The sequence below is a fragment of the Streptomyces sp. NBC_00080 genome, from assembly GCF_045041255.1.
GTDB classification, from domain to species: domain Bacteria; phylum Actinomycetota; class Actinomycetes; order Streptomycetales; family Streptomycetaceae; genus Streptomyces; species Streptomyces coriariae.
The window spans coordinates 7,270,646-7,293,005 of sequence record NZ_CP108235.1 but is presented as its reverse complement, the minus strand read 5'-3'; the positions used below and the strand labels follow the sequence as shown (position 1 = coordinate 7,293,005).

General features: G+C 73.7%; 18 protein-coding genes. 13 read left to right on the top strand and 5 right to left on the bottom strand.

Annotation, left to right across the window (positions count from 1 at the left end):
* Window positions 1–87: 87 nt before the first annotated feature.
* From OHU34_RS32490 to cobI, 7 genes are read left to right on the top strand one after another with little or no spacing between them, the layout of a single operon-like run.
* On the top strand, window positions 88–1,086 hold the full coding sequence (locus OHU34_RS32490) for a cobalamin biosynthesis protein (protein ID WP_405769694.1): 999 nt from the start codon (window positions 88–90) through the stop codon (window positions 1,084–1,086).
* Window positions 1,083–2,651 carry a cobyric acid synthase gene (locus tag OHU34_RS32485; RefSeq protein ID WP_230196295.1) on the top strand — a complete coding sequence of 523 codons (1,569 nt, stop codon included), beginning with the start codon at window positions 1,083–1,085 and terminating at the stop codon, window positions 2,649–2,651. The genes OHU34_RS32490 and OHU34_RS32485 overlap by 4 nt, the downstream gene beginning before the upstream one ends.
* Window positions 2,648–6,304: a cobaltochelatase subunit CobN gene (gene cobN, locus OHU34_RS32480; protein WP_405769691.1), complete on the top strand. Its 3,657-nt coding sequence runs from the start codon at window positions 2,648–2,650 to the stop codon at window positions 6,302–6,304. The genes OHU34_RS32485 and cobN overlap by 4 nt, the downstream gene beginning before the upstream one ends.
* Window positions 6,301–8,349 carry a putative cobaltochelatase gene (locus OHU34_RS32475; RefSeq protein ID WP_405769689.1) on the top strand — a complete coding sequence of 683 codons (2,049 nt, stop codon included), beginning with the start codon at window positions 6,301–6,303 and terminating at the stop codon, window positions 8,347–8,349. Before cobN ends, OHU34_RS32475 begins: the two co-directional genes overlap by 4 nt.
* Entirely contained in the window at window positions 8,349–8,948 is a 600-nt protein-coding gene (gene cobO, locus OHU34_RS32470) for a cob(I)yrinic acid a,c-diamide adenosyltransferase (protein WP_028806950.1), read from the top strand. Before OHU34_RS32475 ends, cobO begins: the two co-directional genes overlap by 1 nt.
* Window positions 8,949–8,952: 4 nt before the next feature.
* Entirely contained in the window at window positions 8,953–10,362 is a 1,410-nt protein-coding gene (locus OHU34_RS32465) for a cobyrinate a,c-diamide synthase (protein WP_405769688.1), read from the top strand.
* Complete coding sequence (gene cobI, locus OHU34_RS32460; RefSeq protein ID WP_037735802.1) at window positions 10,359–11,090, top strand: precorrin-2 C(20)-methyltransferase; 732 nt, start codon at window positions 10,359–10,361, stop codon at window positions 11,088–11,090. The genes OHU34_RS32465 and cobI overlap by 4 nt, the downstream gene beginning before the upstream one ends.
* Before the next feature lie 17 nt (window positions 11,091–11,107).
* Here the strand turns inward: cobI and OHU34_RS32455 are convergent, their stop codons facing one another.
* Window positions 11,108–11,836, bottom strand: a complete 729-nt coding sequence (locus tag OHU34_RS32455) for a ZIP family metal transporter (RefSeq protein ID WP_142269670.1) — start codon at window positions 11,834–11,836, stop codon at window positions 11,108–11,110.
* Between the two features lie 110 nt (window positions 11,837–11,946).
* Here OHU34_RS32455 and cobM point away from each other — a divergent pair, with 110 nt between their 5' ends.
* The 6 genes from cobM to cobC are packed head-to-tail and all read left to right on the top strand — an operon-like array spanning window position 11,947 to window position 18,369.
* Window positions 11,947–12,765, top strand: a complete 819-nt coding sequence (gene cobM / locus OHU34_RS32450; protein WP_142269671.1) for a precorrin-4 C(11)-methyltransferase — start codon at window positions 11,947–11,949, stop codon at window positions 12,763–12,765.
* Entirely contained in the window at window positions 12,762–14,048 is a 1,287-nt protein-coding gene (gene cbiE, locus OHU34_RS32445) for a precorrin-6y C5,15-methyltransferase (decarboxylating) subunit CbiE (protein ID WP_405769684.1), read from the top strand. Before cobM ends, cbiE begins: the two co-directional genes overlap by 4 nt.
* Complete coding sequence (gene cobJ, locus OHU34_RS32440; RefSeq protein ID WP_142269673.1) at window positions 14,045–15,772, top strand: precorrin-3B C(17)-methyltransferase; 1,728 nt, start codon at window positions 14,045–14,047, stop codon at window positions 15,770–15,772. Before cbiE ends, cobJ begins: the two co-directional genes overlap by 4 nt.
* Window positions 15,769–16,371 (top strand): precorrin-8X methylmutase, encoded by a 603-nt coding sequence (locus OHU34_RS32435; protein ID WP_142269674.1) that lies wholly within the window; start codon window positions 15,769–15,771, stop codon window positions 16,369–16,371. The genes cobJ and OHU34_RS32435 overlap by 4 nt, the downstream gene beginning before the upstream one ends.
* Window positions 16,368–17,282, top strand: coding sequence for a sirohydrochlorin chelatase (locus OHU34_RS32430; protein ID WP_142269675.1), 915 nt, complete (start codon window positions 16,368–16,370; stop codon window positions 17,280–17,282). Before OHU34_RS32435 ends, OHU34_RS32430 begins: the two co-directional genes overlap by 4 nt.
* The gene (gene cobC / locus OHU34_RS32425; RefSeq protein WP_142269676.1) at window positions 17,272–18,369 is read left to right on the top strand and encodes an Rv2231c family pyridoxal phosphate-dependent protein CobC; all 1,098 of its coding nucleotides are present in this window, start codon (window positions 17,272–17,274) and stop codon (window positions 18,367–18,369) included. Before OHU34_RS32430 ends, cobC begins: the two co-directional genes overlap by 11 nt.
* A gap of 67 nt (window positions 18,370–18,436) precedes the next feature.
* On the opposite strand, the gene OHU34_RS32420 is transcribed toward cobC, so the two are convergent.
* From OHU34_RS32420 to OHU34_RS32405, 4 genes are all read right to left on the bottom strand, one after another.
* On the bottom strand, window positions 18,437–19,456 hold the full coding sequence (locus OHU34_RS32420) for an SCO1860 family LAETG-anchored protein (RefSeq protein WP_405769681.1): 1,020 nt from the start codon (window positions 19,454–19,456) through the stop codon (window positions 18,437–18,439).
* A gap of 166 nt (window positions 19,457–19,622) precedes the next feature.
* Window positions 19,623–20,714, bottom strand: a complete 1,092-nt coding sequence (locus tag OHU34_RS32415; protein WP_405769678.1) for an amidohydrolase family protein — start codon at window positions 20,712–20,714, stop codon at window positions 19,623–19,625.
* A 21-nt stretch (window positions 20,715–20,735) separates the two neighbouring features.
* Window positions 20,736–21,527 (bottom strand): amino acid ABC transporter ATP-binding protein, encoded by a 792-nt coding sequence (locus tag OHU34_RS32410; RefSeq protein WP_405769675.1) that lies wholly within the window; start codon window positions 21,525–21,527, stop codon window positions 20,736–20,738.
* Window positions 21,524–22,357 carry an amino acid ABC transporter permease gene (locus tag OHU34_RS32405; RefSeq protein WP_142269680.1) on the bottom strand — a complete coding sequence of 278 codons (834 nt, stop codon included), beginning with the start codon at window positions 22,355–22,357 and terminating at the stop codon, window positions 21,524–21,526. Before OHU34_RS32405 ends, OHU34_RS32410 begins: the two co-directional genes overlap by 4 nt.
* Between the last annotated feature and the right edge of the window lie 3 nt (window positions 22,358–22,360).

Here is a 22,360-nt window from a genome sequence, read left to right as displayed (position 1 = left end):
ACCCTGAGTGAGGACATATCGCCATGCTCGCTCGGCCGTTGAGGTACAGCACCAGGTCGCTGCCCGACCCCACGGCCGGCTGAGCCGATGCGTGCCGATCGCCTCTACGCGTACGGCGCCGCCACCGGCCTTCTGGGCGACCTGCTGCTCGGCGATCCCCGCCGAGGGCATCCCGTCGCCGCGTTCGGGCGGGCCGCCGGTGCCGTCGAGCGGCTGTTGTGGCGGGACCACCGGGGAAGCGGAGCCCTGCACGCCGTCGTGTGCGCCGGCGGGGTCGTGGCCCTGGGCGCCGTCGCCGAGCGGGCCGTACGCCGCTCCCCCGGCGCCACCGTCGCTCTCGTCTCCGCCGCCACCTGGGCCGTGGTGGGGGGCAGTTCACTCGTCCGGGAGGCCCGGGCCATCGGCCGGGCGCTCGAAGCGGGGGACGTCGAGGCCGCCCGGGAGCGGCTGCCGCATCTGTGCGGTCGGGATCCGCAGGCCCTGGACGCCGACGGGATCGCCCGGGCGGTCGTGGAGTCCGTCGCCGAGAACACCTCCGACGCCGTCGTGGGGGCGCTGGTGTGGGGGGCCGTGGGCGGGGTGCCGGGCCTGGTCGGGTTCCGGGCCGTCAACACCCTGGACGCCATGGTCGGTCACCGGTCGCCGAGGTATCTGCGCTACGGCTGGGCCGCCGCCCGTCTCGACGACGTCGCCGGATGGCCGGGAGCCCGGCTGACCGCCGTGCTCGCCGCCCTCGCGGGGGACGATCCGCGGGGCGCCGTGCGCGCCTGGCGGGCCGACGCCCGCCGGCATCCGAGCCCCAACGCCGGGCCGGTGGAGGCATCCTTCGCGGGCGCCCTCGGCGTGCGGCTGGGCGGGACCCTGTCGTACGCCGGGCGGGTGGAGCACCGGCCCGTGCTGAACGGCGCGGCCGGGCGGCCCGTCGTCGCCCGGGACATCGAACGTGCCGCGCGGCTCTCCCGCCGCGTCGGTCTGCTCGCGCTCGGCGTCACCGTCGCCGCGCGCGTCGTCGCCACGAACATCGTCGCGAGCAGCCGGCGCAGCCAGAGGAACCAGAGGAACCAGCTGAAGGGGCGTACGACATGAGCGGGGGTCTCCTCGTCGCCGGCACCACCTCCGACGCCGGCAAGAGCGTCGTCACGGCCGGGATCTGCCGGTGGCTGGTGCGGCAGGGGGTGAAGGTCGCACCCTTCAAGGCGCAGAACATGTCCCTCAACTCGTTCGTGACGACGGAGGGGGCCGAGATCGGGCGGGCCCAGGCCATGCAGGCCCAGGCCTGCCGGGTGGAGCCGACCGCGCTGATGAACCCCGTGCTGCTCAAGCCGGGCGGTGAGCAGAGCAGTCAGGTCGTGCTCCTCGGCAAGCCGGTGGGCGAGATGACCGCCCGTGGGTATCACGGGGGGCGGCAGCAGAAACTCCTCGGAACCGTTCTCGACTGCCTCGCCGAGTTGCGGGGCACGTATGACGCGGTGATCTGTGAGGGGGCGGGCAGTCCGGCCGAGATCAATCTGCGGCGGACCGACATCGTGAACATGGGGATCGCGCGGGGCGCGCGGCTGCCCGTGCTCGTCGTCGGCGACATCGACCGCGGGGGCGTCTTCGCCTCCTTCTTCGGCACCGTCGCCCTGCTCTCGCCCGAGGACCAGGAGCTGGTCGCCGGGTTCCTGGTCAACAAGTTCCGGGGGGACGTCTCCCTGCTGGAGCCGGGCCTGGAGATGCTGCACGGGCTCACCGGGCGGCGGACGTACGGCGTGCTGCCGTTCCGCCACGGGCTCGGGATCGACGAGGAGGACGGGATGGGGGTCCCCCCGCCCGAGCGGAGCCGAGAGCGGGGGAGGGTCTCGCTGCGCGGGACCGTACGGGAGTCGAACACCGCCCCGCCCGTCGGCGAGGACGTGCTGCGCATCGCCGTCTGCGCCGTCCCGCTCATGTCCAACTTCACGGACGTGGACGCGCTGGCCGCCGAACCCGGCGTCGTCGTGCGGTTCGTGGACCGGCCCGAGGAACTGGCCGACGCCGACCTGGTGGTGATTCCGGGGACCCGGGGCACCGTCCGCGCCCTGGAGTGGCTCCGGGAGCGGGGGCTGGCCGAGGCGATCCTGCGCAGGGTCGCCGAGCAGCGGCCCGTCCTCGGCATCTGCGGTGGCTTCCAGCTCCTCGGCGAGCACATCGAGGACGAGGTCGAGAGCCGGCTCGGACAGGTGGCGGGCCTCGGAGTCCTCCCGGTCCGGGTGCGGTTCGCCCGTGAGAAGACCCTCACCCGGCCGGTGGGGCAAGCCCTCGGCGAGCGGGTCGAGGGGTACGAGATCCATCACGGGGTCGCCGACGTCCAGGGGGGCGAGGCGTTCCTCACCGACGACCGCGGACACGGCCTGGACGGCTGCCGGGTCGGACAGACCTGGGGCACGCACTGGCACGGCTCGCTGGAGTCGGACGGATTCCGGCGGGCCTTCCTGCGCGAGGTGGCGGCCGCCGCGGGCCGTCGTTTCGTGCCCGCCGCCGACACCTCGTTCGCCGGGCTGCGCGAGGAGCAGCTCGACCGGCTCGGCGACCTGATCGAACAGCACGCGGACACCGACGCGCTCTGGCGGCTCATCGAGTCGGGCGCGCCGCAAGGACTGCCTTTCATTCCACCGGGAGCGCCCGCATGAGCACAGTGTTGTTGTTGTCGACCGCCGACACGGATCTGCTGGCGGCCCGGGCCGCTTCCGGCGCCTCGTACCGGATCGGCAACCCGACCCGGGTGGACGTCGCCGGGGAACTCCCCGCGCTCCTGGACGGCGCCGACCTCGCGGTCGTCCGGCTGCTCGGCGGCAAGCGGGCCTGGGAGGACGGGCTCGCCGCGCTCAAGGCGTCCGGCGTGCCGACCGTGCTGCTGGGCGGCGAGACCGTGCCCGACGCGGAGTTGATGGCCGAGTCGTCGGTGCCCGCCGGCGTGGTGGCGGAGGCGCTGCGGTATCTCGTCGAGGGCGGGCCGGCCAACCTGACCGAGCTGGCCCGGTTCCTCTCCGACACCGTGCTGCTGACCGGTGAGGGATTCGTCGAGCCGCAGAAGATGCCCGAGTACGGCGTCCACGGCGAGCGTGCCTTCGTCGAGGGCCGGCCGACCATCGGGGTCCTCTTCTACCGGGCGCACGAACTCAGCGGCAACACCGCCTTCGTGGACACGCTGTGCGACGCCGTCGAGGCACACGGCGCCAACGCCCTTCCCGTGTACTGCGGTTCGCTGCGCGGGGCGGACCCGGGGCTGTACGAGATCCTCGGGCGGGCCGACACCCTCGTCGCCACGGTGCTCGCCGCCGGCGGCGCGCACGCCTCGCAGGCCTCGGCGGGCGGGGACGAGGAGGCCTGGGACATCGGCGCGCTCGCCGACCTCGACGTCCCCGTGCTGCAGGGGCTGTGCCTCACCTCGTCGAAGAGCGCCTGGGAGGAGTCCGACGCCGCGCTCTCCCCCATGGACGCGGCGATGCAGGTCGCCATCCCGGAGTTCGACGGACGGATCATCACCGTCCCCTTCTCCTTCAAGGAGCAGGGCCCGGACGACGTGCCGGTGTACATCGCCGACCCCGAGCGGGCCGCACGCGTCGCCGGGATCGCCGTCCGGCACGCCCGGCTCCGGCACAAGCCGAACGGCGAGAAGAAGCTCGCGCTCGTCTTCACCGCCTACCCGACCAAGCACTCGCGGGTCGGCAACGCGGTCGGCCTCGACACCCCCGCCTCGGCCATCAGGGTCCTGGACGCGCTGCGGGACGCCGGGTACGGGGTCCAGGGGCATCCGGACAACGGCGACGAGCTGATCCACCGGCTCATCAACGCCGGTGGCCACGACGTCGAATGGCTCACCGAGGAGCAGCTGGCCGCCGCGCCCGCCCGGGTCCCGCTGGCCGACTACCGGTCCTGGTTCGACAAGCTCGACCCGCGCTTGCGCGACGGCATGCTGGAGGCGTGGGGCGAGCCGCCGGGTTCGCTGTACGTCGACGGGGACGACATCGTGCTGGCCTCCCTGCAGTTCGGGAACGTCGTCGTGATGATCCAGCCGCCGCGGGGCTTCGGCGAGAACCCGATCGCGATCTACCACGACCCCGACATGCCGCCGTCGCACCACTACATGGCGGCCTACCGGTGGCTGGAGAACAGTTTCGGCGCCGACGCCGTCGTGCACATGGGCAAGCACGGCACGATGGAGTGGCTGCCGGGCAAGGGCCTCGGGCTGAGCGGGGGCTGTGCCCCGGACGCCGTCCTCGGTGATCTGCCGCTCGTCTACCCGTTCATCGTCAACGACCCCGGCGAGGGCACCCAGGCCAAGCGGCGCGGGCACGCCACCGTCGTCGACCATCTCGTGCCGCCCATGGCACGCGCCGACACCTACGGCGACCTGGCCAAGCTGGAGCAGCTCCTCGACGAGTACGCCCTCGTCTCCGATCTGGATCCGACGAAGGCTCCGGCCGTGCGCGCGCAGATCTGGACGCTGGTGAAGGCGGCCGAGCTGCACCACGACCTGCACGTCGACGACCAGCCGGACGACGACGCGTTCGACGAATTCGTCATGCACATCGACGGCTATCTGTGCGAGATCAAGGACGTGCAGATCAGGGACGGGCTGCACATCCTCGGTGGCGGGCCGGTCGGCGAGGCGCGGGTGAACCTCGTGCTGGCCGTGCTGCGCGCCTCGCAGGTGTGGGGCGGTCGGGCGAACGCGCTGCCGGGGCTGCGGGCCGCGCTGGCCGTCCATTTCGGGCTGGTCGAGAAGGAGTTGCTCGCCGAGCCGGGTGCGCCGGTGAAGGTGCCGGTCGAGCTGACGGATCTCGTCGAGGGCCCCTCCCGTACCGGCGCCGACGCCATCGACCTGCTGGAGCAGCTGTGCCGGCGGATCGCGGAGGGCGCGGAGGAGCGCGGTTGGGCCGTCGCCGGGAGCCGGGCGCTGGTCGCCGAGGTCCTGGGCACCGAACTCCCGGACGCCGTCGCGGTGCTGGAGTTCGCGTGCACGGAGGTCGTACCGCGGCTGGAACGGACCACCGACGAGGTCGGGCACATCCTCAAGGCGCTGGACGGCGGTTACGTCCCGGCCGGTCCGTCGGGCTCTCCGACGCGGGGACTGGTCAACGTGCTGCCGACCGGCCGGAACTTCTACTCGGTCGACCCCAAGGCCATTCCTTCCAGGCTGAGTTGGGAGGTCGGGCAGTCCCTCGCGGACTCCCTCGTGCAGCGGTACCTCCAGGACACGGGCGACTACCCGAAGTCCGTCGGCCTGACGGTCTGGGGCACCTCCGCGATGCGCACACAGGGCGACGACATCGCCGAGATCCTGGCGCTGCTCGGCTGCCGTCCGGTGTGGGACGACGCCTCGCGCCGGGTGACGGGCTTCGAGGTCGTGCCCCTGGCCGAGCTGGGCCGGCCGCGCATCGACGTGACGGTCCGCATCTCCGGGTTCTTCCGGGACGCGTTCCCGCACGTGGTGGGGCTGATCGACGACGCGGTGCGGGCGGTGGCCGAGCTGGCCGAGCCCGCCGAGTCCAACTTCGTGCGCGCCCATGTGGACGAGGACGCCGCCGCGCACGGCGACCGGCGCCGTGCGACGGCCCGTATCTTCGGCTCCAAGCCGGGGGCCTACGGGGCGGGGCTGCTGCCGCTGATCGACGCCCGCAACTGGCGCTCGGACGCGGATCTCGCCGAGGTGTACGCGGTCTGGGGCGGGTACGCCTACGGTCGCGGGCTCGACGGGCGGGCGGCGCGCGGGGACATGGAGACGGCGTTCAAGCGGATCGCCGTCGCGGCCAAGAACGTGGACACGCGCGAGCACGACCTCGTCGACGCCGACGACTACTTCCAGTACCACGGCGGCATGGTCGCCATGGTGCGGCACCTGACAGGTGCCAACCCCGAGGCGTACGTGGGCGATTCCGCGACACCGGACCAGGTGAGGACGCGAACGCTCGGCGAGGAGACGCACCGCGTGTTCCGGGCCCGGGTGGTCAACCCGCGCTGGATGGCGGCCATGCGGCGGCACGGCTACAAGGGCGCCTTCGAGATGGCGGCGACCGTCGACTACCTCTTCGGCTACGACGCCACCGCAGGAGTCGTCGACGACTGGATGTACGAGAAGCTCAGCGCCGAGTACGTCTTCGACGCGGAGAACCGGGACTTCATGAAGAAGTCCAACCCGTGGGCCCTGCGGGGCATCACCGAGCGGCTCCTGGAAGCCGCCGACCGCGGACTGTGGGCCGAGCCGGACGCCGACACGATCGAGCGGCTGCGCGCCACCTATCTGGAGCTGGAAGGCGACTTGGAGGGCGACGAGAAGTGAGTACTCCTTTCCCGTTCACGGCCGTCGTCGGCCAGGACGACCTGCGGCTCGCGCTGCTGCTGAACGCCGTCTCGCCGGCGGTGGGCGGGGTGCTGGTCCGTGGTGAGAAGGGCACCGCCAAGTCCACGGCCGTCCGCGCCCTCGCGGCGCTCATGCCCGCCCTGGACGTGGTCTCCGGATGCCGGTTCTCCTGCGACCCGGACTCCCCCGACCCCGCCTGCCCGGACGGGCCGCACGAGCCGGGGGCCTTCGAGACCCGGCCGGCCCGGATGGTCGAACTGCCCGTCGGCGCCTCCGAGGACCGGCTGGTCGGCGCCCTCGACATCGAGCGGGCGCTCGCCGAGGGCGTCAAGGCCTTCGAGCCGGGGCTCCTCGCGGACGCGCACCGCGGGATCCTGTACGTCGACGAGGTCAACCTCCTGCACGACCACCTGGTCGACCTGCTGCTCGACGCGGCCGCGATGGGTGCCTCGTACGTGGAGCGCGAGGGTGTCTCCGTGCGCCACGCCGCGCGGTTCCTGCTGGTCGGGACGATGAACCCCGAGGAGGGCGAGCTGCGGCCGCAGTTGCTCGACCGGTTCGGGCTGACGGTGGAGGTGGCCGCCTCGCGCGAGCCCGACCAGCGGGTGGAGGTCGTCCGGCGCAGGCTCGCGTACGACGACGATCCGGCCGGTTTCGCCGAGCGGTGGGCGGACGAGGAGAGCGCCGTACGCGGGCGGATCGTGGCGGCGCGCAAGCTGTTGCCCTCGGTGCGGCTGGGCGACGGGGCGCTGCGGCAGATCGCGGCGACCTGCGCCGCCTTCGAGGTGGACGGCATGCGTGCCGACATCGTGATGGCGCGGACGGCCACGGCGCTGGCCGCCTGGGCCGGGCGCACGGACGTGCTCGCGGAGGACGTACGGCAGGCGGCGCTGCTGGCGCTGCCGCACCGCCGGCGCCGGAACCCCTTCGACGCCCCGGGGCTCGACGAGGACAAACTCGACGACACACTGGAGGAGTTCGCCGGCCCGGACGACGAGGACCCCGACCCCGACCCCGACGGGCCCGGCGGCGGGGACGGCGGGGACGGCGGGGAGCCGCCGCGGTCCGACGGTGACGGCCCGCAGGGCGACGACACCGCCGCCCCTCCCGAGACGGACGACAGCCCGGCGGGCGCGGAGAGCGGCGAGGGCGGGGAGTCGCGGCCCGCCGGTTCCGGTGCCGGGGAGCAGTCCGCCGTACGGGCCGCCGAGCCGTTCCGTACGAAGGTGTTGAGCGTGCCCGGGATCGGTGAGGGCGCGGCCGGACGGCGCTCACGGGCGCGCACCGAGCACGGGCGCACGACGGGTGCGCGGCGGCCCCGCGGGACGCTGACCAAGCTGCACCTGGCCGCCACGGTGATGGCCGCCGCCCCGCATCAGCGGCAGCGGGGGCGGTCAGGGCGCGGGCTCGTCGTACGCCGGGACGATCTGCGGCAGGCGACCCGGGAGGGGCGTGAGGGCAACCTCGTGCTGTTCGTCGTGGACGCGTCCGGGTCGATGGCGGCCCGGCAGCGGATGAGCGCGGTGAAGGGTGCCGTGCTGTCGCTGCTGCTCGACGCCTATCAGCGGCGCGACAAGGTGGGGCTCGTCAGCTTCCGGGGGACGGCCGCGGACCTCGCGCTGCCGCCCACCTCGTCGGTGGACGCCGCCGCCGTGCGGCTGGAGTCGCTGCCCACCGGCGGGCGGACGCCGCTCGCCGCCGGGCTGCTCAAGGCGCACGACGTGCTGCGGGTCGAGCGGCTGCGGGATCCGGCGCGGCGGGCGCTGGTCGTCGTGGTGACGGACGGACGGGCCACCGGTGGCCCGGAGCCGGTCGCCCTCGCCGGGCGGGCGGCACGGTTGTTCGCCGCCGAGTCGATCGCGTCTGTGGTCGTCGACTGCGAGTCGGGGCCCGTGCGGCTGGGGCTCGCGGGGCAGCTCGCGGGCGAGCTGGGGGGCAGCGCCGTGACGCTGGACGAGCTGCGGGCCGACTCCATCGCGGGGCTGGTCAGGGACGTGCAGGGGACTTCGAGGAGGGCCGCGTAATGCCTCAGGGACAGCCGAGTGTGGTGCCGGACGACGGGCTGACCACACGTCAGCGACGCAACCGGCCGCTGGTCGTCGTGCACACGGGAGTCGGCAAGGGCAAGTCCACCGCGGCCTTCGGTCTCGCGCTGCGGGCCTGGAACCAGGGGTGGCCGATCGGGGTGTTCCAGTTCGTCAAGTCGGCGAAGTGGAAGGTCGGCGAGGAGAACGCGCTGCGCGTGCTGGGCGCCTCCGGCGAGGGCGGGAGCGTCGACTGGCACAAGATGGGCGAGGGGTGGTCCTGGGTCCAGCGGGATTCGCAGATGGACAACGAGGAGAAGGCCCGCGAGGGCTGGGAGCAGGTCAAGCGGGATCTCGCCGCCGAGACGTACAAGCTGTACGTGCTCGACGAGTTCGCGTACCCGATGCACTGGGGCTGGGTCGACACGGACGAGGTCGTCTCCGTGCTGCGGGACCGGCCCGGTACCCAGCATGTCGTGATCACCGGGCGGAACGCGCCGGAGAAGCTCGTCGACGTCGCCGACCTCGTCACCGACATGTCCAAGGTCAAGCATCCGATGGACGCGGGCCAGAAGGGGCAGCGGGGTATCGAGTGGTGACGCCGTGCTGACCTCCCCGTCCTCCGTCCCCCGGCTGGTCGTCGCCGCGCCCTCCTCGGGCTCCGGCAAGACCACCGTCGCCACCGGGTTGATGGCCGCGCTCACCGCGCGGGGGCTCGCCGTGTCCCCGCACAAGGTCGGGCCGGACTACATCGACCCCGGGTACCACTCGCTCGCGACCGGGCGGACGGGACGCAACCTCGACGCGTATCTGTGCGGTCCCGAGCTGGTCGGGCCGCTGTTCGCGCACGGTGCCCGCGGGTGTGACATCGCCGTGGTCGAAGGGGTCATGGGGATGTTCGACGGGGCCGCCGGGGAGGGTGAGCTGGCGTCCACCGCCCAGGTGGCGAAGCTGCTGCGGGCGCCGGTCGTGCTCGTGGTCGACGCCTCGTCGCAGTCACGGTCCGTGGCCGCGCTCGTGCACGGGTTCGCTTCCTGGGATCCGGAGGTGCGGATCGGGGGCGTGATCTTGAACAAGGTCGCGTCCGATCGGCACGAGGAGTTGTTGCGGGAGGCGCTCGACGCGGCCGGGGTGCCGGTGCTGGGTGTGCTGCGGCGGGTGGCTCAGGTGGATACGCCGTCCCGGCATCTGGGGTTGGTGCCGGTCGCCGAGCGGCGGGCTGCCGCGGTGGAGGCCGTCGCGGCCATGGCCGCGCAGGTTGCGCAGGGGTGCGATGTCGAGGCGTTGGTCGCGCTGGCGCGTGGTGCGGGCGTCCTGCCGGGTGCGGCCTGGGATGCGGCCGAGGCGCTGGCTTCCTCGCCCCCGCCGTCCCTTCCCGTCCCAGCGGGGGGACCTCCAGACGGGCTGAAAGGGAAAGTGCGGGTTGCCGTTGCCGGTGGGGCTGCGTTCACCTTCTCCTACGCCGAGCATGCGGAGTTGCTCAGCGCTGCCGGCGCCGAGGTCGTCGTCTTCGATCCGCTGCGGGACGAGGGGCTGCCGGAAGGGACCCGCGGGCTGGTCGTCGGGGGTGGGTTTCCCGAGGTGTACGCCGCCGAGCTGTCCGGGAACGAGGCGCTGCGCAAGGAGGTCCGCGCGCTCGTGGAGGCCGGAGCTCCGGTCGCCGCCGAGTGTGCCGGGCTGCTGTACCTGTGCCGGGAGTTGGACGGGCAGCCCATGTGCGGGGTGCTCGACGCCGGCGCGCGGATGAGCGAGCGGCTCACGCTCGGGTACCGGGACGCCGTGGCCGTGAGCGACAGTGTGCTGGCCGTGGCCGGGACGCGGATGCGCGGACACGAGTTCCATCGGACCGTCGTCGAGCCCGGCTCGGGGGCGGCTCCCGCCTGGGGAGTGCTGGCCCCGCGGCGGGTCGAGGGTTTTGTGGAGCGCGGTGTGCACGCGAGCTATCTGCACACGCACTGGGCGTCCGAGCCCGGTGTGGCCCGTCGGTTCGTGGAGAGGTGCCGGACGTCATGAGCAGCAAGCTGGTCGGAGTCGGGGTGGGTCCCGGGGATCCGGAGCTGGTGACCGTCAAGGGCGTCAACGCGCTGCGGGCCGCCGAGATCGTCGTCGTGCCCGTGATGGACAGCGGGGAGCGCGGGCGGGCCGAGGCCACCGTGCTGCACTACGCGCCGGCGGAGAAGATCGTCCGGGTCGTCTTCGCGCTCAACGAGCGGACCGACCGGGCGCGGCGGGAGGCGGCCTGGGACGCCGCCGGGGAGCGGGTCGCCGCGTTGCTGCGGCAGCACGGCAGCGTCGCCTTCGCCACCATCGGCGATCCCAACGTGTACTCCACCTTCACCTATCTCGCGCAGACCATCGTGGAGTCGGTGCCGGGCGTGGTGATCGAGACCGTCCCGGGGATCACCGCCATGCAGGATCTCGCGGCGCGGTCGGGTGCCGTGCTGACCGAGGGCACCGAGCCGTTGACGCTGGTGCCGGTGACCGCGGGTTCGGCCGTGCTGAAGGACGCGCTCGCCGGGCCGGGGACCGTCGTGGCCTACAAGTTCGGACGGCAGGCCGCCGAGGTCGCCGAGGCGCTGCGGGAGACCGGGCGGATCGGGGACGCCGTGTGGGGGTCGGCGCTCGGTCTGGCCGAGGAGTCCATCCGGCCCGCCGGGGAGCTGGACGGCGAGCCGCTGCCGTATCTCTCCACGCTCATCGCGCCCGCGCGGCGCGAGGGCGGCCGGGGCGGCAAGCTGTGAGTCCGTCCGCCGCCGGGTCACGAGGCCAGGCCCACCACCAGCCAGATGAAGGCCGCGCCCGCGATCGTGCACAGCACGGTCGAGCGGGCGGGGTGTTCGTGGTGCGCCTCGGGGAGGATCTCGGCGGCCGCCAGGTACAGCAGCGCGCCGCCGAAGAAGCCCAGATAGGCGCCGAGCAGCTGCTCGGGGATGGCGACGAAGGACGTCGAGGCCGCGCCGACGACCGGTGCGGCCGCGTCCGCGAACAACATGGCCAGGGCCTTGCGGCGGTCGTTCCCGTACAGGCTCGTGATCGTGTAGGTGTTGAAGCCGTCCGCGAAGTCGTGGGCGATGACCGCGAGGGCGACGGCGATGCCCATGCCGCCGCCCACCTGGAAGGCCGCGCCGATCGCCACGCCGTCCATGGCGCTGTGGCCGACCATCGCCGCGGCCGCCGTCAGGCCGACCTCGGGGGCCCGGCCGTCGTGCTCCTCGGCGCCGTGCGCGGCCTGCCGTACCGCCAGCAGACGTTCGACCAGATGGGCCAGCAGGAAGCCCGCCACGAAGAGCAGCAGCGCGGCCGGGACGCCGAAGACCTCGGTGCCGGCCGCCTCCAGTGCCTCCGGCAGCAGATCCAGGCCGACGACGCCCAGCATCAGGCCGCCGGCCAGGCCCAGCACCAGGTGGCGGCGGTCGGTCACGCGCTGTGCCGTCCAGCCGCCGGCCAGCGTCATGAGGAACGCGCCGAGCGCGACGAAGACCGCCATAGGCCCTTGCTATCCGATCAACCCCCGATCGCGCACATCCGCGCCGCCCGCCAACCCCGCAAATCAGCGGTAACGCACACACAACGCCCGCGATGAGAGGACCCGAACCCATGGCCGATGCCCCCACCGGCAAGGTGACCTTCGTCGGTGCCGGCCCCGGCGCCGCCGACCTCCTGACGTTCCGCGCCGCGCGTGCCATCGCCGACGCCGACGTCGTGATCTGGGCCGCGAGCCTGGTCCAGGCGGAGGTCCTCGAGCACGCGCGCGAGGGCGCGGAGATCCTCGACTCGGCGACCATGTCCCTGGAGGACGTCGTCGCCGTGTACGAGCGGGCCCGCCGGGAGGGGCTGAAGGTCGCCCGCATCCACTCCGGCGACCCCGCCCTCTGGGGCGGTACGCAGGAGCAGCTCGACCGGTGCGAGGAGATCGGCGTCGAGACCGAGATCGTGCCCGGGGTGTCCTCCTTCTCGGCCGTCGCCGCGCTCGCCCGGCGCGAGCTGACGATCCCCGAGGTCGCGCAGTCGGTCGTCCTCACCCGGCTCGGCGGCGGCAAGACGCCGATGCCGCCCGGCGAGGAGGTGCGGGAGTTCGCGAAGCACGGCACGACCATGGCGATCTTCCTGTCGGCCGCGCGCAGCGGTCAGCTGGTGCGGGAGCTGCTGGAGGGCGGCTACCCGACCGCCACCCCGGTGGTCATCGCCTACCAGGCGACCTGGCCGGAGGAGCTGGTGGTGAAGTGCACGATCGAGACGCTGGAGGAGACGGTCAAGGAGCACAAGCTCTGGAAGCACACCCTCTTCCTGGTCGGACCGGCCCTCGACGCGCACGGCACCCGCTCGCACCTGTACCACCCCGGTCACTTCCACGGCTATCGCAAGGCCGACCCGGAGGCCCGCCGGGCGCTGCGGACACGGGGTGCCGGTACGTGAACCGACCGATCACCGGCCGGCCGATCACCGTCGTCGGCACGGGCACGGGCACGGGCACGGCGCCCGGCGGGGAGCTCCTGGCCGGCGCCGAGCTCGTCGTGGGCGGGCGGCGCCATCTGGACGCCGCGGGGCTGCCCGCGTCCGTCGAGCGGATCGTGCTCGGTCCGCTCGCGCCGGCCCTCGACGCCATGGAGGAGTACGTCGCGAAGGAACGGCGCGTGGTCGTGCTGGCCTCCGGCGACCCCGGCTTCTTCGGGATCGTGCGGGCGCTGGCCGAACGGTTCGGGGCGCACCGGCTGGACGTCCGGCCCGGTGTGTCCTCCGTGGCCACCGCCTTCGCGCGGCTCGGACTGACCTGGGACGACGCCGTCGTCGTGAGCGCGCACGGGCGCGATCCGCGGACGGCCGTCAACGTCTGCCGGGCCCACCCGAAGGTCGCCGTCCTGACCGGGCCGGGCGCCGGGCCCGCCGAGTTGGGAGCCGCGCTCGCGCGCAGCGCGCCCGGGCGGGTGCTCGTCGTGGCCGGCGCGCTGGGCGACCCGGCGGGCGAGCGCGTGGAGCGCGTCTCCCCCGGCGAGGCCGCCGGACGTGACTGGGGTACGGCGGTGAGTGTCGTCCTGTGCCTGGACGAGACGCGGACGCTCGGTCCGGTACGGACGCTGGCCGGGCCCGGGGTCGGGCCCGCCGGGTGGGCGCTGGACGAGGGCGACTTCGCCCACCGCGACTCGATGATCACCAAGTTCGAGGTGCGGGCGCTGGCTCTGGCCCGGCTCGGGCCGCGCTCCGGCGACCTGGTCTGGGACGTGGGCTCCGGGTCGGGGTCCGTGGCCGTGGAGTGCGCGCGGCTCGGCGCCGCCGTCAGCGCCGTCGAGAAGGCGGCGGACGGGGTCGCACGGATCCGCGCCAACGCCGAGGCGCACGGCGTCGACGTGCACGTGGTGCACGGCAGCGCGCCCGACGCGCTGGCCGGACTCGACGATCCCGACGCCGTGTTCGTCGGCGGTGGCGGGCGCGAGCTGCCCGGCATCGTCGGCAGGTGCGCGCGGCGGGCCCGGCGGACCGTGGTCGTCGCGATGGCCGCGCTGGACCGGGTCCCGGCGGTGCGCGCCGCGCTCGGCGACGCCGGGTTCGACTGCGACGGTGTGCTGCTGCACTCCTCACGGCTCGCGCCGCTGCCGGGTGACGTGACCCGGCTGGCCGCGACCAATCCCGTTTTCCTGCTGTGGGGTGTCAAGGACGCCGTCGGCGCGCACCCTGTTCATCGAGAAGGAGTAGCCCTGTGATCGGCCTCATTTCCGCCACCGCGGCGGGGGCGGCGGCGCGCGACCGGCTGGCCGCGGCCTGGCCGGACCGCACGCGCGTGTACGACGGCCCGGTCGGGGACGCCGTCCGGCGGGCGTTCGCCGAGTGCGAGCAGCTCGTGTGCTTCCTGGCGACGGGGGCGGTCGTCCGCCTGGTCGCGCCCCTGCTGTCCGACAAGACGTCCGACCCGGGTGTGGTGTGCGTCGACGAGGCCGGGCGGTTCGCCGTCCCGGTGGTCGGCGGACATGCCGGCGGCGCCAATGAACTCGCGCTGTCCGTCGGCGAGTTGCTGGGTGCGCAGCCGGTGGTGACCACGGCCACGGACGCCGTCGGCATCCCCGGTCTCGACACGCTGGGCCTTCCCGTGGAGGGCGATGTGGCCGGCGTGACGCGGGCCCTGCTGGACGGCGAGCCGGTCGCGCTGGCCGCCGAGGTGGCGTGGCCGCTGCCGCCGGTGCCGTTCGCGGAGCGGGGTTCGTACACCGTGCGGCTGACGGACCGTGCGGTCGAGCCCGGATCCGGGGAGGTGCTGCTGCGTCCGCCGTCCCTCGTCGTCGGTGTCGGCGCGTCCAGGGGCGCCCCGGTCGACGAGGTGGTCGACCTGGTCGAGGGCGTGCTGCGGGAGGCGGGGCTGTCCGTCCGGAGTCTCGCCGAGCTCGCCACCGTCGACGCCAAGGCGGACGAGCCGGGCATCGTCGGGGCCGCCCGGCGGCTCGGCGTGCCCGTGGTGACGTACTCCGCCGAGGAGCTGGCGGGCGTCGAGGTGCCGAACCCGTCCGACGCGCCGCTCGCCGCCGTCGGCACGCCGTCCGTGGCGGAGGCGGCCGCCCTGATCGGCGGGGGCGAACTCCTCGTTCCCAAAAGGAAGTCGGAGCGCGCGGACGGGCGGCCCGCGATGGCCACCTGTGCCGTCGTACGGCGCCCCGGGCGCGGGCGGCTCGCGGTCGTCGGGCTCGGGCCGGGCGCCCGCGACCTGCTCACACCGCGGGCGAAGGCGGAGTTGCGGCGCGCCTCGGTGCTCGTCGGCCTCGACCAGTACGTCGACCAGATCCGCGACCTGCTGCGGCCCGGCACCCGGATCCTGGAGTCGGGGCTCGGCGCCGAGGAGGAGCGGGCCCGGACGGCCGTCGAGGAGGCCCGGCGCGGGCAGCGCGTGGCGCTGATCGGCAGCGGGGACGCGGGCGTGTACGCGATGGCCTCCCCCGCGCTCGCCGAGGCGTCCGACGACATCGACGTGGTCGGGGTGCCGGGGGTGACCGCCGCGCTCGCGGCCGGTGCGATCCTCGGCGCTCCACTGGGCCACGACCATGTGTCGATCAGCCTGTCCGATCTGCACACGCCGTGGGAGGTCATCGAGCGGCGGGTGCGGGCGGCGGCCGAGGCGGACATCGTCGTCACCTTCTACAACCCCCGTTCCCGGGGCCGCGACTGGCAGCTCCCCAAGGCGCTCTCGATCCTCGCCGAGCACCGGGAGCCGACGACACCGGTGGGTGTCGTGCGCAACGCCTCGCGCCCGGACGGCACCGCGCGGCTGACGACGCTCTCGGAACTCGACCCGGCCTGGGTCGACATGATGACGGTCGTGACCGTGGGCAACACGGCGACCCGGAACATCGCGGGGCGCATGGTGACGCCGCGCGGCTACCGCTGGCAGGAGAACTCCCCGGAAGGCTCCCGGGACGGCTCCCTGGAGGGTGCCCTGTGAACCGTGTGGTCCATCCGATCGAGCAGGAGTCCTTCCGGCGGCTGCGTGCCCGTCTGGACACCTCGCACTTCGCGCCGCTGAGCCGGGCGGTGGTGGAGCGGGTCGTCCACTCCGCCGCCGATCTGGAGTACGCGCACGATCTCGTGCTGGACGAGGGTGAGTTGGCGACGGCGCACGCCGCGCTGCACGCCGGGGCGCCGGTCGTCGTCGACGTGGAGATGGTGGCCGCGGGGATCACCCGGCGGGAGACCGTCTGCCGTCTCAGGGACGCCACGTCCGGCCCCGGGCTGACCCGGTCCGCCCACGCGATCCGGCTGGCGTACGAGGAGGTCGGGCCCGGCGCCCTCTGGGTGATCGGCTGCGCGCCGACCGCCCTGGAGGAGCTGCTGACGCTGGACGCCTCCCCCGCGCTGGTCATCGGCCTGCCCGTCGGCTTCGTCGGGGCGGCCGAGTCCAAGGCCGCGCTCCGCGAGAGCGGACTGCCCGCCGTGAGCAACGTGTCCGAGAAGGGCGGGTCGGCGGTCGCCGCCGCCGCGCTCAACGCCCTGCTGTACACCCCCCTTTCGTCCCCCGCTTCGCCCTCCGAGGAGAAACAGTGATCACCCCGCCGCCCGCCCTGCTCATCGCCGGCCATGGCACCCGGGACGAGGCCGGAGCCGAGGCGTTCCGTGACTTCGTCCGGGAGTTGGGCCGCCGCCGTCCCGAACTGCCCGTCGCGGGCGGTTTCATCGAACTGTCCCCGCCGCCGCTGGGCGAGGCGGTGAGGGAGCTGGTGGAGCGTGGCGTACGGCGGTTCGCCGCCGTTCCGCTGATGCTGGTCTCCGCCGGGCACGCCAAGGGCGACATCCCCGCGGCGCTGTCCCGCGAGAAGGAGCGGCACCCGGGGATCTCCTACACGTACGGGCGTCCGCTGGGCCCGCACCCGGCGCTGCTGCAGGTGCTGGAGCGGCGGCTGGACGAGGCGCTGGGCACCGGGGGGCGCACCCCCGAGGACCTGGCCGACGTGACCGTGCTGCTGGTCGGGCGCGGTTCGACGGATCCGGACGCCAACGCCGAGGTGTACAAGGCGGCGCGGCTGCTGTGGGAGGGACGCGGGTACGCGGGTGTGGAGACCGCGTTCGTGTCGCTGGCCGCGCCGGACGTGCCGAGCGGGCTCGACCGGTGCGTGCGGCTGGGGGCGAAGCGGATCGTCGTGCTCCCCTACTTCCTGTTCACCGGGATACTCCCCGAGCGGGTCCGGCACCAGACCGAGGGCTGGGCGGCCGCCCATCCGGAGGTCGAGGTGCGGTCGGCGGACGTCATCGGTCCCGAGCCGGAGCTGCTCGACCTGGTGATGGAGCGGTACGAGGAGGCCGTCAAGGGCGATCTGCGGATGAACTGCGACTCGTGCGTGTACCGGATCGCGCTGCCGGGCTTCGAGGACAAGGTGGGGACGCCGCAGCAGCCGCACTTCCACCCGGACGACGAGGGCCACCACCATCACGGCCACGCGCACTCCCATGCGCACTGAGGGACCCGCCGAGGGACCCGCCGCGGGTCACTCCGGCGGCCACGACCTGCGCCACCACGGGGACGCCGAGGTGCGCGACGACGGCTCGGCGCTCGTCGACCTCGCGGTGAACGTCCGCGCGGACACCCCTCCGCGCTGGCTGCGGGAGCGGGTCGCCGCGTCCCTGGGCGGCCTGGCGGCCTACCCGGACGGGCGGGCCGCGCGGGCGGCGGTCGCGGCGCGGCACGGGCTGCCCGTCGAGCGGGTGCTGCTGACGGCGGGCGCGGCGGAGGCGTTCGTGCTGCTGGCACGGGCCCTGAAGGTGCGGCGGCCCGTCGTCGTGCACCCGCAGTTCACGGAGCCTGAGGCGGCGCTGCGGGACGCGGGGCACAGCGTGGACCGGGTGGTGCTGCGTGCCGAGGACGGCTTCCGGCTGGATCCGGCGGCCGTCCCGGAGACGGCGGACCTGGTGGTCATCGGCAATCCGACGAACCCCACGTCGGTGCTGCATCCGGCGGAGACGATCCGGCGGCTGGCCCGGCCCGGACGGACGCTGGTGGTCGACGAGGCGTTCATGGACGCGGTGCCGGGCGAGCGGGAGGCCCTCGCCGGACACACGGACGTGCCCGGCCTGGTGGTGCTGCGCAGCCTGACCAAGACCTGGGGGCTGGCCGGGCTGCGGATCGGCTACCTGCTCGCCGCGCCGGAGACCGTCGCCGCCCTGGAGCGGGCCCAGCCGCTGTGGCCGGTGTCCACGCCGGCGCTGGTGGCGGCCGAGGCGTGCATGGGGGCGCAGGCACTGGCGGAGGCCGCCCACGCCGCCCACCGCGTCGCCGCGGACCGGGCCCATCTCGTGGCCGGTCTGGAGGAGTTCGCCGTCGAGGGGGTGCGGGTCGTGGGACCTGCGGAGGGCCCGTTCGTCCTGGTGCGGCTGCCCGGGGCCGACGCCGTCCGCCGGCGGCTGCGCACCCTGGGGTTCGCGGTCCGGCGCGGGGACACCTTTCCGGGGCTGGACGAGGAGTGGCTGCGGCTGGCGGTACGCAACCGGGCGACGGTGAACCGTTTCCTCCAGGCGCTGGACCAGGCGTTGGCCCTGACCCGGGGATGACGCGCGGGGGTACGGACCCGGGCGGGACGTCCCGGATCCGTACCCCCGCGCTTCGTGCTCCGTCCGGTCAGCCGCGGCGGCGGGCCAGTACCACCGCTCCCCCGCCCGCCGCCAGCAGCGCCACCGCGCCGCCCGCGATGTACGGGGTGGTCGAACTGCCGCCGGTCTGTGCCAGGTCCGCCTGGGCGGGCGCACCCTGGGCCTTGACGTCGCCGGCCGGGGCGGCGCTCGGCCCGGCGGCCTGCTCCTGTCCCTGGTCCTGCGCCTCGCCCTGATCCCGCGCCTCGCCCTCGCCCTGCGCCTCGCCCTCGCCCTGCGCCTCGCCCTCGCCCTGTTCCTCGTCCTGCTCCCGCTGCTGCCCCGCGGGGGCTTCGCAGGTGGCCTTCGCAAGGGTCAGGCTGCCTGTCACCTCGGCGACGTTGAGGCTCAACGGGTTGACGGAGACGGTGAGTTCGATGGCGGTGGCGGCGGCCGTGCGCGAGGTGGTCTCGCGCTTCGACAGGTCCAGGCGGACCTCGCCCACGCCCGGTACCTTCACGTCCGTCGTGCCGCCGGTGCTGACCGACACCTTCTTGCCCAGGACCGTCACCGAGCCGAGCAGGTTGGAGACGGCGACCGGCGTCCTGCCCGCCTCACAGGTCGCCCTGGAGGTGACCGTGCCGACCTCGATGAGGGAGAGCAGGGGGAGGCCGGGGACGTGCAGCTTGGCGTGGGCGAGGCGGGTGGAGGCCTCGGCCCTGGTGCCGTCGACGGTCGCCTTCGCCTCGGCGACGTCCGCGCGCAGGACGCTGAAGGGCTTTCCGCCGTCGACGCCGTTCAACTCGGCGGACAGTGCGGTCTTTTCGGCGCTGTGCGGAGCCTGCACCTCGTTGAGGGAGACGGCGAGCGGGATGTCGACGGTCTTGTTGAGCAGGGCCACGTCGAGGCCGGTGCGCAGGACGGACGCGCTCGCCCGGCCCTGGCCGGACGTCGCGTGGGCGGTGCCCGCGCCGGCCAGGGCCGCGGGACCTGCGGCCAGGGCCGTGACCGCGACGACGGTGGCGGCGCGCCGGGCGCATGCGGGCAGCGGGAAGTTGTTGCCGTTCAAGGGTGGGACCCCCAGAAGAGAAATGCTTCGGGACCCCGCAAGAATTACGTACGAGGGGTGAACGGTCAGCAGGGTGACGCGAGTTCACTCCAACGTGAGTTTTCCGTGCATGTCTTCGAATCCATCGGCACGCACGTTCCCCACAACCGTCCGCGGCACGGCGCCCTCAGCTCACCACCGTGCCGTTGAGTACCACCCGGCGCGGTGCCGCGAGCACCCGAACGTCGTCGCGCGGGTCGCTCTCGTAGACCACCAGGTCCGCCGGAGCGCCCTCGACCAGACCGGGGCGCCCGAGCCACTCGCGCGCGCCCCAGGTCGTCGCCGAGAGCGCCGCCAGCGGCGGGATGCCCGCCGTCACCAGTTCCGCGACCTCCGCGGCCACCAGACCGTGCGGCAGCGTGCCGCCGGCGTCCGTGCCGACGAAGACCGGGATGCCGGCGTCGTAGGCGGAGCGGACGGTGTCGTAACGGCGTTCGTGGAGCCGGCGCATATGGGCCGACCAGCGCGGGAACTTGGACTCGCCGCCGGCCGCGAGGTCCGGGAAGGTGGCGATGTTGACGAGGGTCGGCACGATCGCCACGCCCCGGGACGCGAACAGCGGGATCAGCTCGTCGGTCAGGCCCGTCGCGTGCTCGACACAGTCGATGCCCGACTCCACGAGGTCGCGCAGCGAGTTCTCGGCGAAGCAGTGCGCCGTCACGCGCGCGCCCAGCCGGTGGGCCTCCGCGATGGCCGCTCCGGCCGCCTCCCGCGGCCAGCTGGGGGCCAGGTCGCCCACCTCGCGGTCGATCCAGTCGCCGACCAGCTTGACCCAGCCGTCGCCGCGCCGGGCTTCCCGCGCGACGTACGCGACCAGGTCCTCGGGCTCGATCTCGTGCGCGTAGCCGCGGATGTAGCGGCGGGTGCGGGCGATGTGCCGACCCGCCCGGATGATCTTCGGGAGGTCCTCGCGGTCGTCGACCCAGCGGGTGTCCGAGGGCGAGCCGGCGTCGCGGATCAGCAGGGCGCCCGCCTCGCGGTCGGTCAGCGCCTGCTTCTCGGCGACGTCCGTGTCGACGGGGCCGTGCGCGCCCAGACCCACATGGCAGTGGGCGTCGACCAGGCCGGGCAGCGCCCAGCCCTCGACCGTCCGCACGTCGCGGGCGCCGACGGGACGGTCGTAGGAGATCCGCCCTTCGACGACCCACAACCCGTCGCGGACTTCGTCGGGCCCGGCAAGGACCCGGCCCTTCACGTGCAGCACCGAGTGATCGCTCATGCCCCGCACCCTAGTGACCGACTAGTCGCCCTTGCCCAGCCGGTCGGAGATCTCCTCCTCGACCTCGGCCATCGCCGGGTCGAGCAGGCGGGAGAGGAAGTGACGGGTGCGCTCGTGGGTGGGGTTCCCGATGACCTCGGCCGGGGTGCCGTCCTCCACGATCACCCCGCCGTCCATGAAGACGACCCGGTCGGCGACCTCGCGGGCGAAGGTCATCTCGTGGGTGACGACCATCATCGTCATGCCCTCGTCGGCCAGCATCCGCATGACCGCGAGGACGTCGCCGACCAGCTCCGGGTCGAGCGCCGACGTCGGCTCGTCGAACAGCATCACCTCGGGCCCCATGGCCAGCGCGCGGGCGATAGCGACGCGCTGCTGCTGGCCGCCGGAGAGGGAGGCGGGGTAGGCGTCCGCCTTCTCCGACAGACCCACCCGCTCCAGGTTCTCGGCGGCCACCTTCGCCGCAGCCGCCTTGCCGCGCCGGAGCACCCGGCGCTGCGGCAGCGTGAGGTTCTCGGTCACCGACAGGTGCGGGAAGAGGTTGAACTGCTGGAAGACCATCCCGATACGGCGGCGGACGGCGTCGATGTCGACGTCGGGGTCGGTGAGTTCGGTGCCGCCCACGAAGACCTGGCCCTTGGTGGGCTCCTCCAGCAGGTTGACACAGCGCAGCAGCGTCGACTTGCCGGAACCGGACGGGCCGATCACACAGACGACCTCGCCCCGGCCGATCTCCAGGTCGATGCCGCGCAGCACCTCGTTGGTGCCGAACGACTTGTGCAGGTCGCGGACTTCGATCTCCGGGCGGGTCATTTCACGGCCTCCTGGGCCTTGGCCTCCATGCGCCGCACGACGAAGCCGAGCGGGATGGTCACCAGCAGGTAGCACAGGCCGGCGACCAGGATCGGCGTGGAGTTGGCGGTCGTGCTGGCCAGGTCACGGCCGTACTTGGACAGTTCGCGCTCCTCCAGCGTCACCCCGAGGAGCAGCACCAGGGAGGAGTCCTTGAAGAGCATGATCAGCTCGTTGGTGAGCGGCGGGAGGATGATCCGGAACGCCTGCGGGATGATGACCGAGATCATCGCGCGCGCGGGCGAGAAGCCCAGCGACCGGGCCGCCTCCAGCTGCCCCTTGGGCACGGCCTGGATGCCCGCGCGGAACGTCTCCGCCATGTACGCGGCCCCGATCAGGCCGAGCCCCAGGGCCGCCTTGCCGTAGGTGCCGCCGACGATCTCCGTGCCGGGGAAGGCCAGCGGCACGGCCACGCCGATGAAGACGAAGATCAGCAGGGCGGGCAGACCGCGGAAGATCTCGATGTAGACACCGGCCAGCCAGCGGTACGGGCCCACGGAGGACAGCCGCATCAGGGCGATGACCAGCCCGAGCACCAGGCCGAGGACGAAGCCGGACACCGTGTACAGCACGGTGTTCTTCAACGCCAGCGTGATGACGTCCGGGAACATCTCCTTCGCGATGTCCCACTGGGCGAACTGGTTCTTCAGCCGGCCCCAGTCCGCCGTGACCGCGAAGACGATCACGGCGGCGACGAAGACGACGTACTGCGCGCCGCGCGAGAGGCTGCGCTTCTGCCGCCGGGTCAGGCCCTTCTTCTTCGGTTGGAGTCGTACGTCGCTGTCGGCCATGGG

Excerpts from the sequence above, each read along its gene's own strand:
- OHU34_RS32490 (WP_405769694.1), top strand. The coding sequence starts at position 88 with ATGCGTGCCGATCGCCTCTACGCGTACGGCGCCGCCACCGGCCTTCTG.
- OHU34_RS32485 (WP_230196295.1), top strand. The coding sequence starts at position 1,083 with ATGAGCGGGGGTCTCCTCGTCGCCGGCACCACCTCCGACGCCGGCAAG.
- cobN (WP_405769691.1), top strand. The coding sequence starts at position 2,648 with ATGAGCACAGTGTTGTTGTTGTCGACCGCCGACACGGATCTGCTGGCG.
- cobO (WP_028806950.1), top strand. The coding sequence starts at position 8,349 with ATGCCTCAGGGACAGCCGAGTGTGGTGCCGGACGACGGGCTGACCACA.
- cobI (WP_037735802.1), top strand. The coding sequence starts at position 10,359 with ATGAGCAGCAAGCTGGTCGGAGTCGGGGTGGGTCCCGGGGATCCGGAG.
- OHU34_RS32455 (WP_142269670.1), bottom strand. The coding sequence starts at position 11,836 with ATGGCGGTCTTCGTCGCGCTCGGCGCGTTCCTCATGACGCTGGCCGGC.
- cobM (WP_142269671.1), top strand. The coding sequence starts at position 11,947 with ATGGCCGATGCCCCCACCGGCAAGGTGACCTTCGTCGGTGCCGGCCCC.
- cobC (WP_142269676.1), top strand. The coding sequence starts at position 17,272 with ATGCGCACTGAGGGACCCGCCGAGGGACCCGCCGCGGGTCACTCCGGC.
- OHU34_RS32415 (WP_405769678.1), bottom strand. The coding sequence starts at position 20,714 with ATGAGCGATCACTCGGTGCTGCACGTGAAGGGCCGGGTCCTTGCCGGG.
- OHU34_RS32410 (WP_405769675.1), bottom strand. The coding sequence starts at position 21,527 with ATGACCCGCCCGGAGATCGAAGTCCGCGACCTGCACAAGTCGTTCGGC.
- OHU34_RS32405 (WP_142269680.1), bottom strand. The coding sequence starts at position 22,357 with ATGGCCGACAGCGACGTACGACTCCAACCGAAGAAGAAGGGCCTGACC.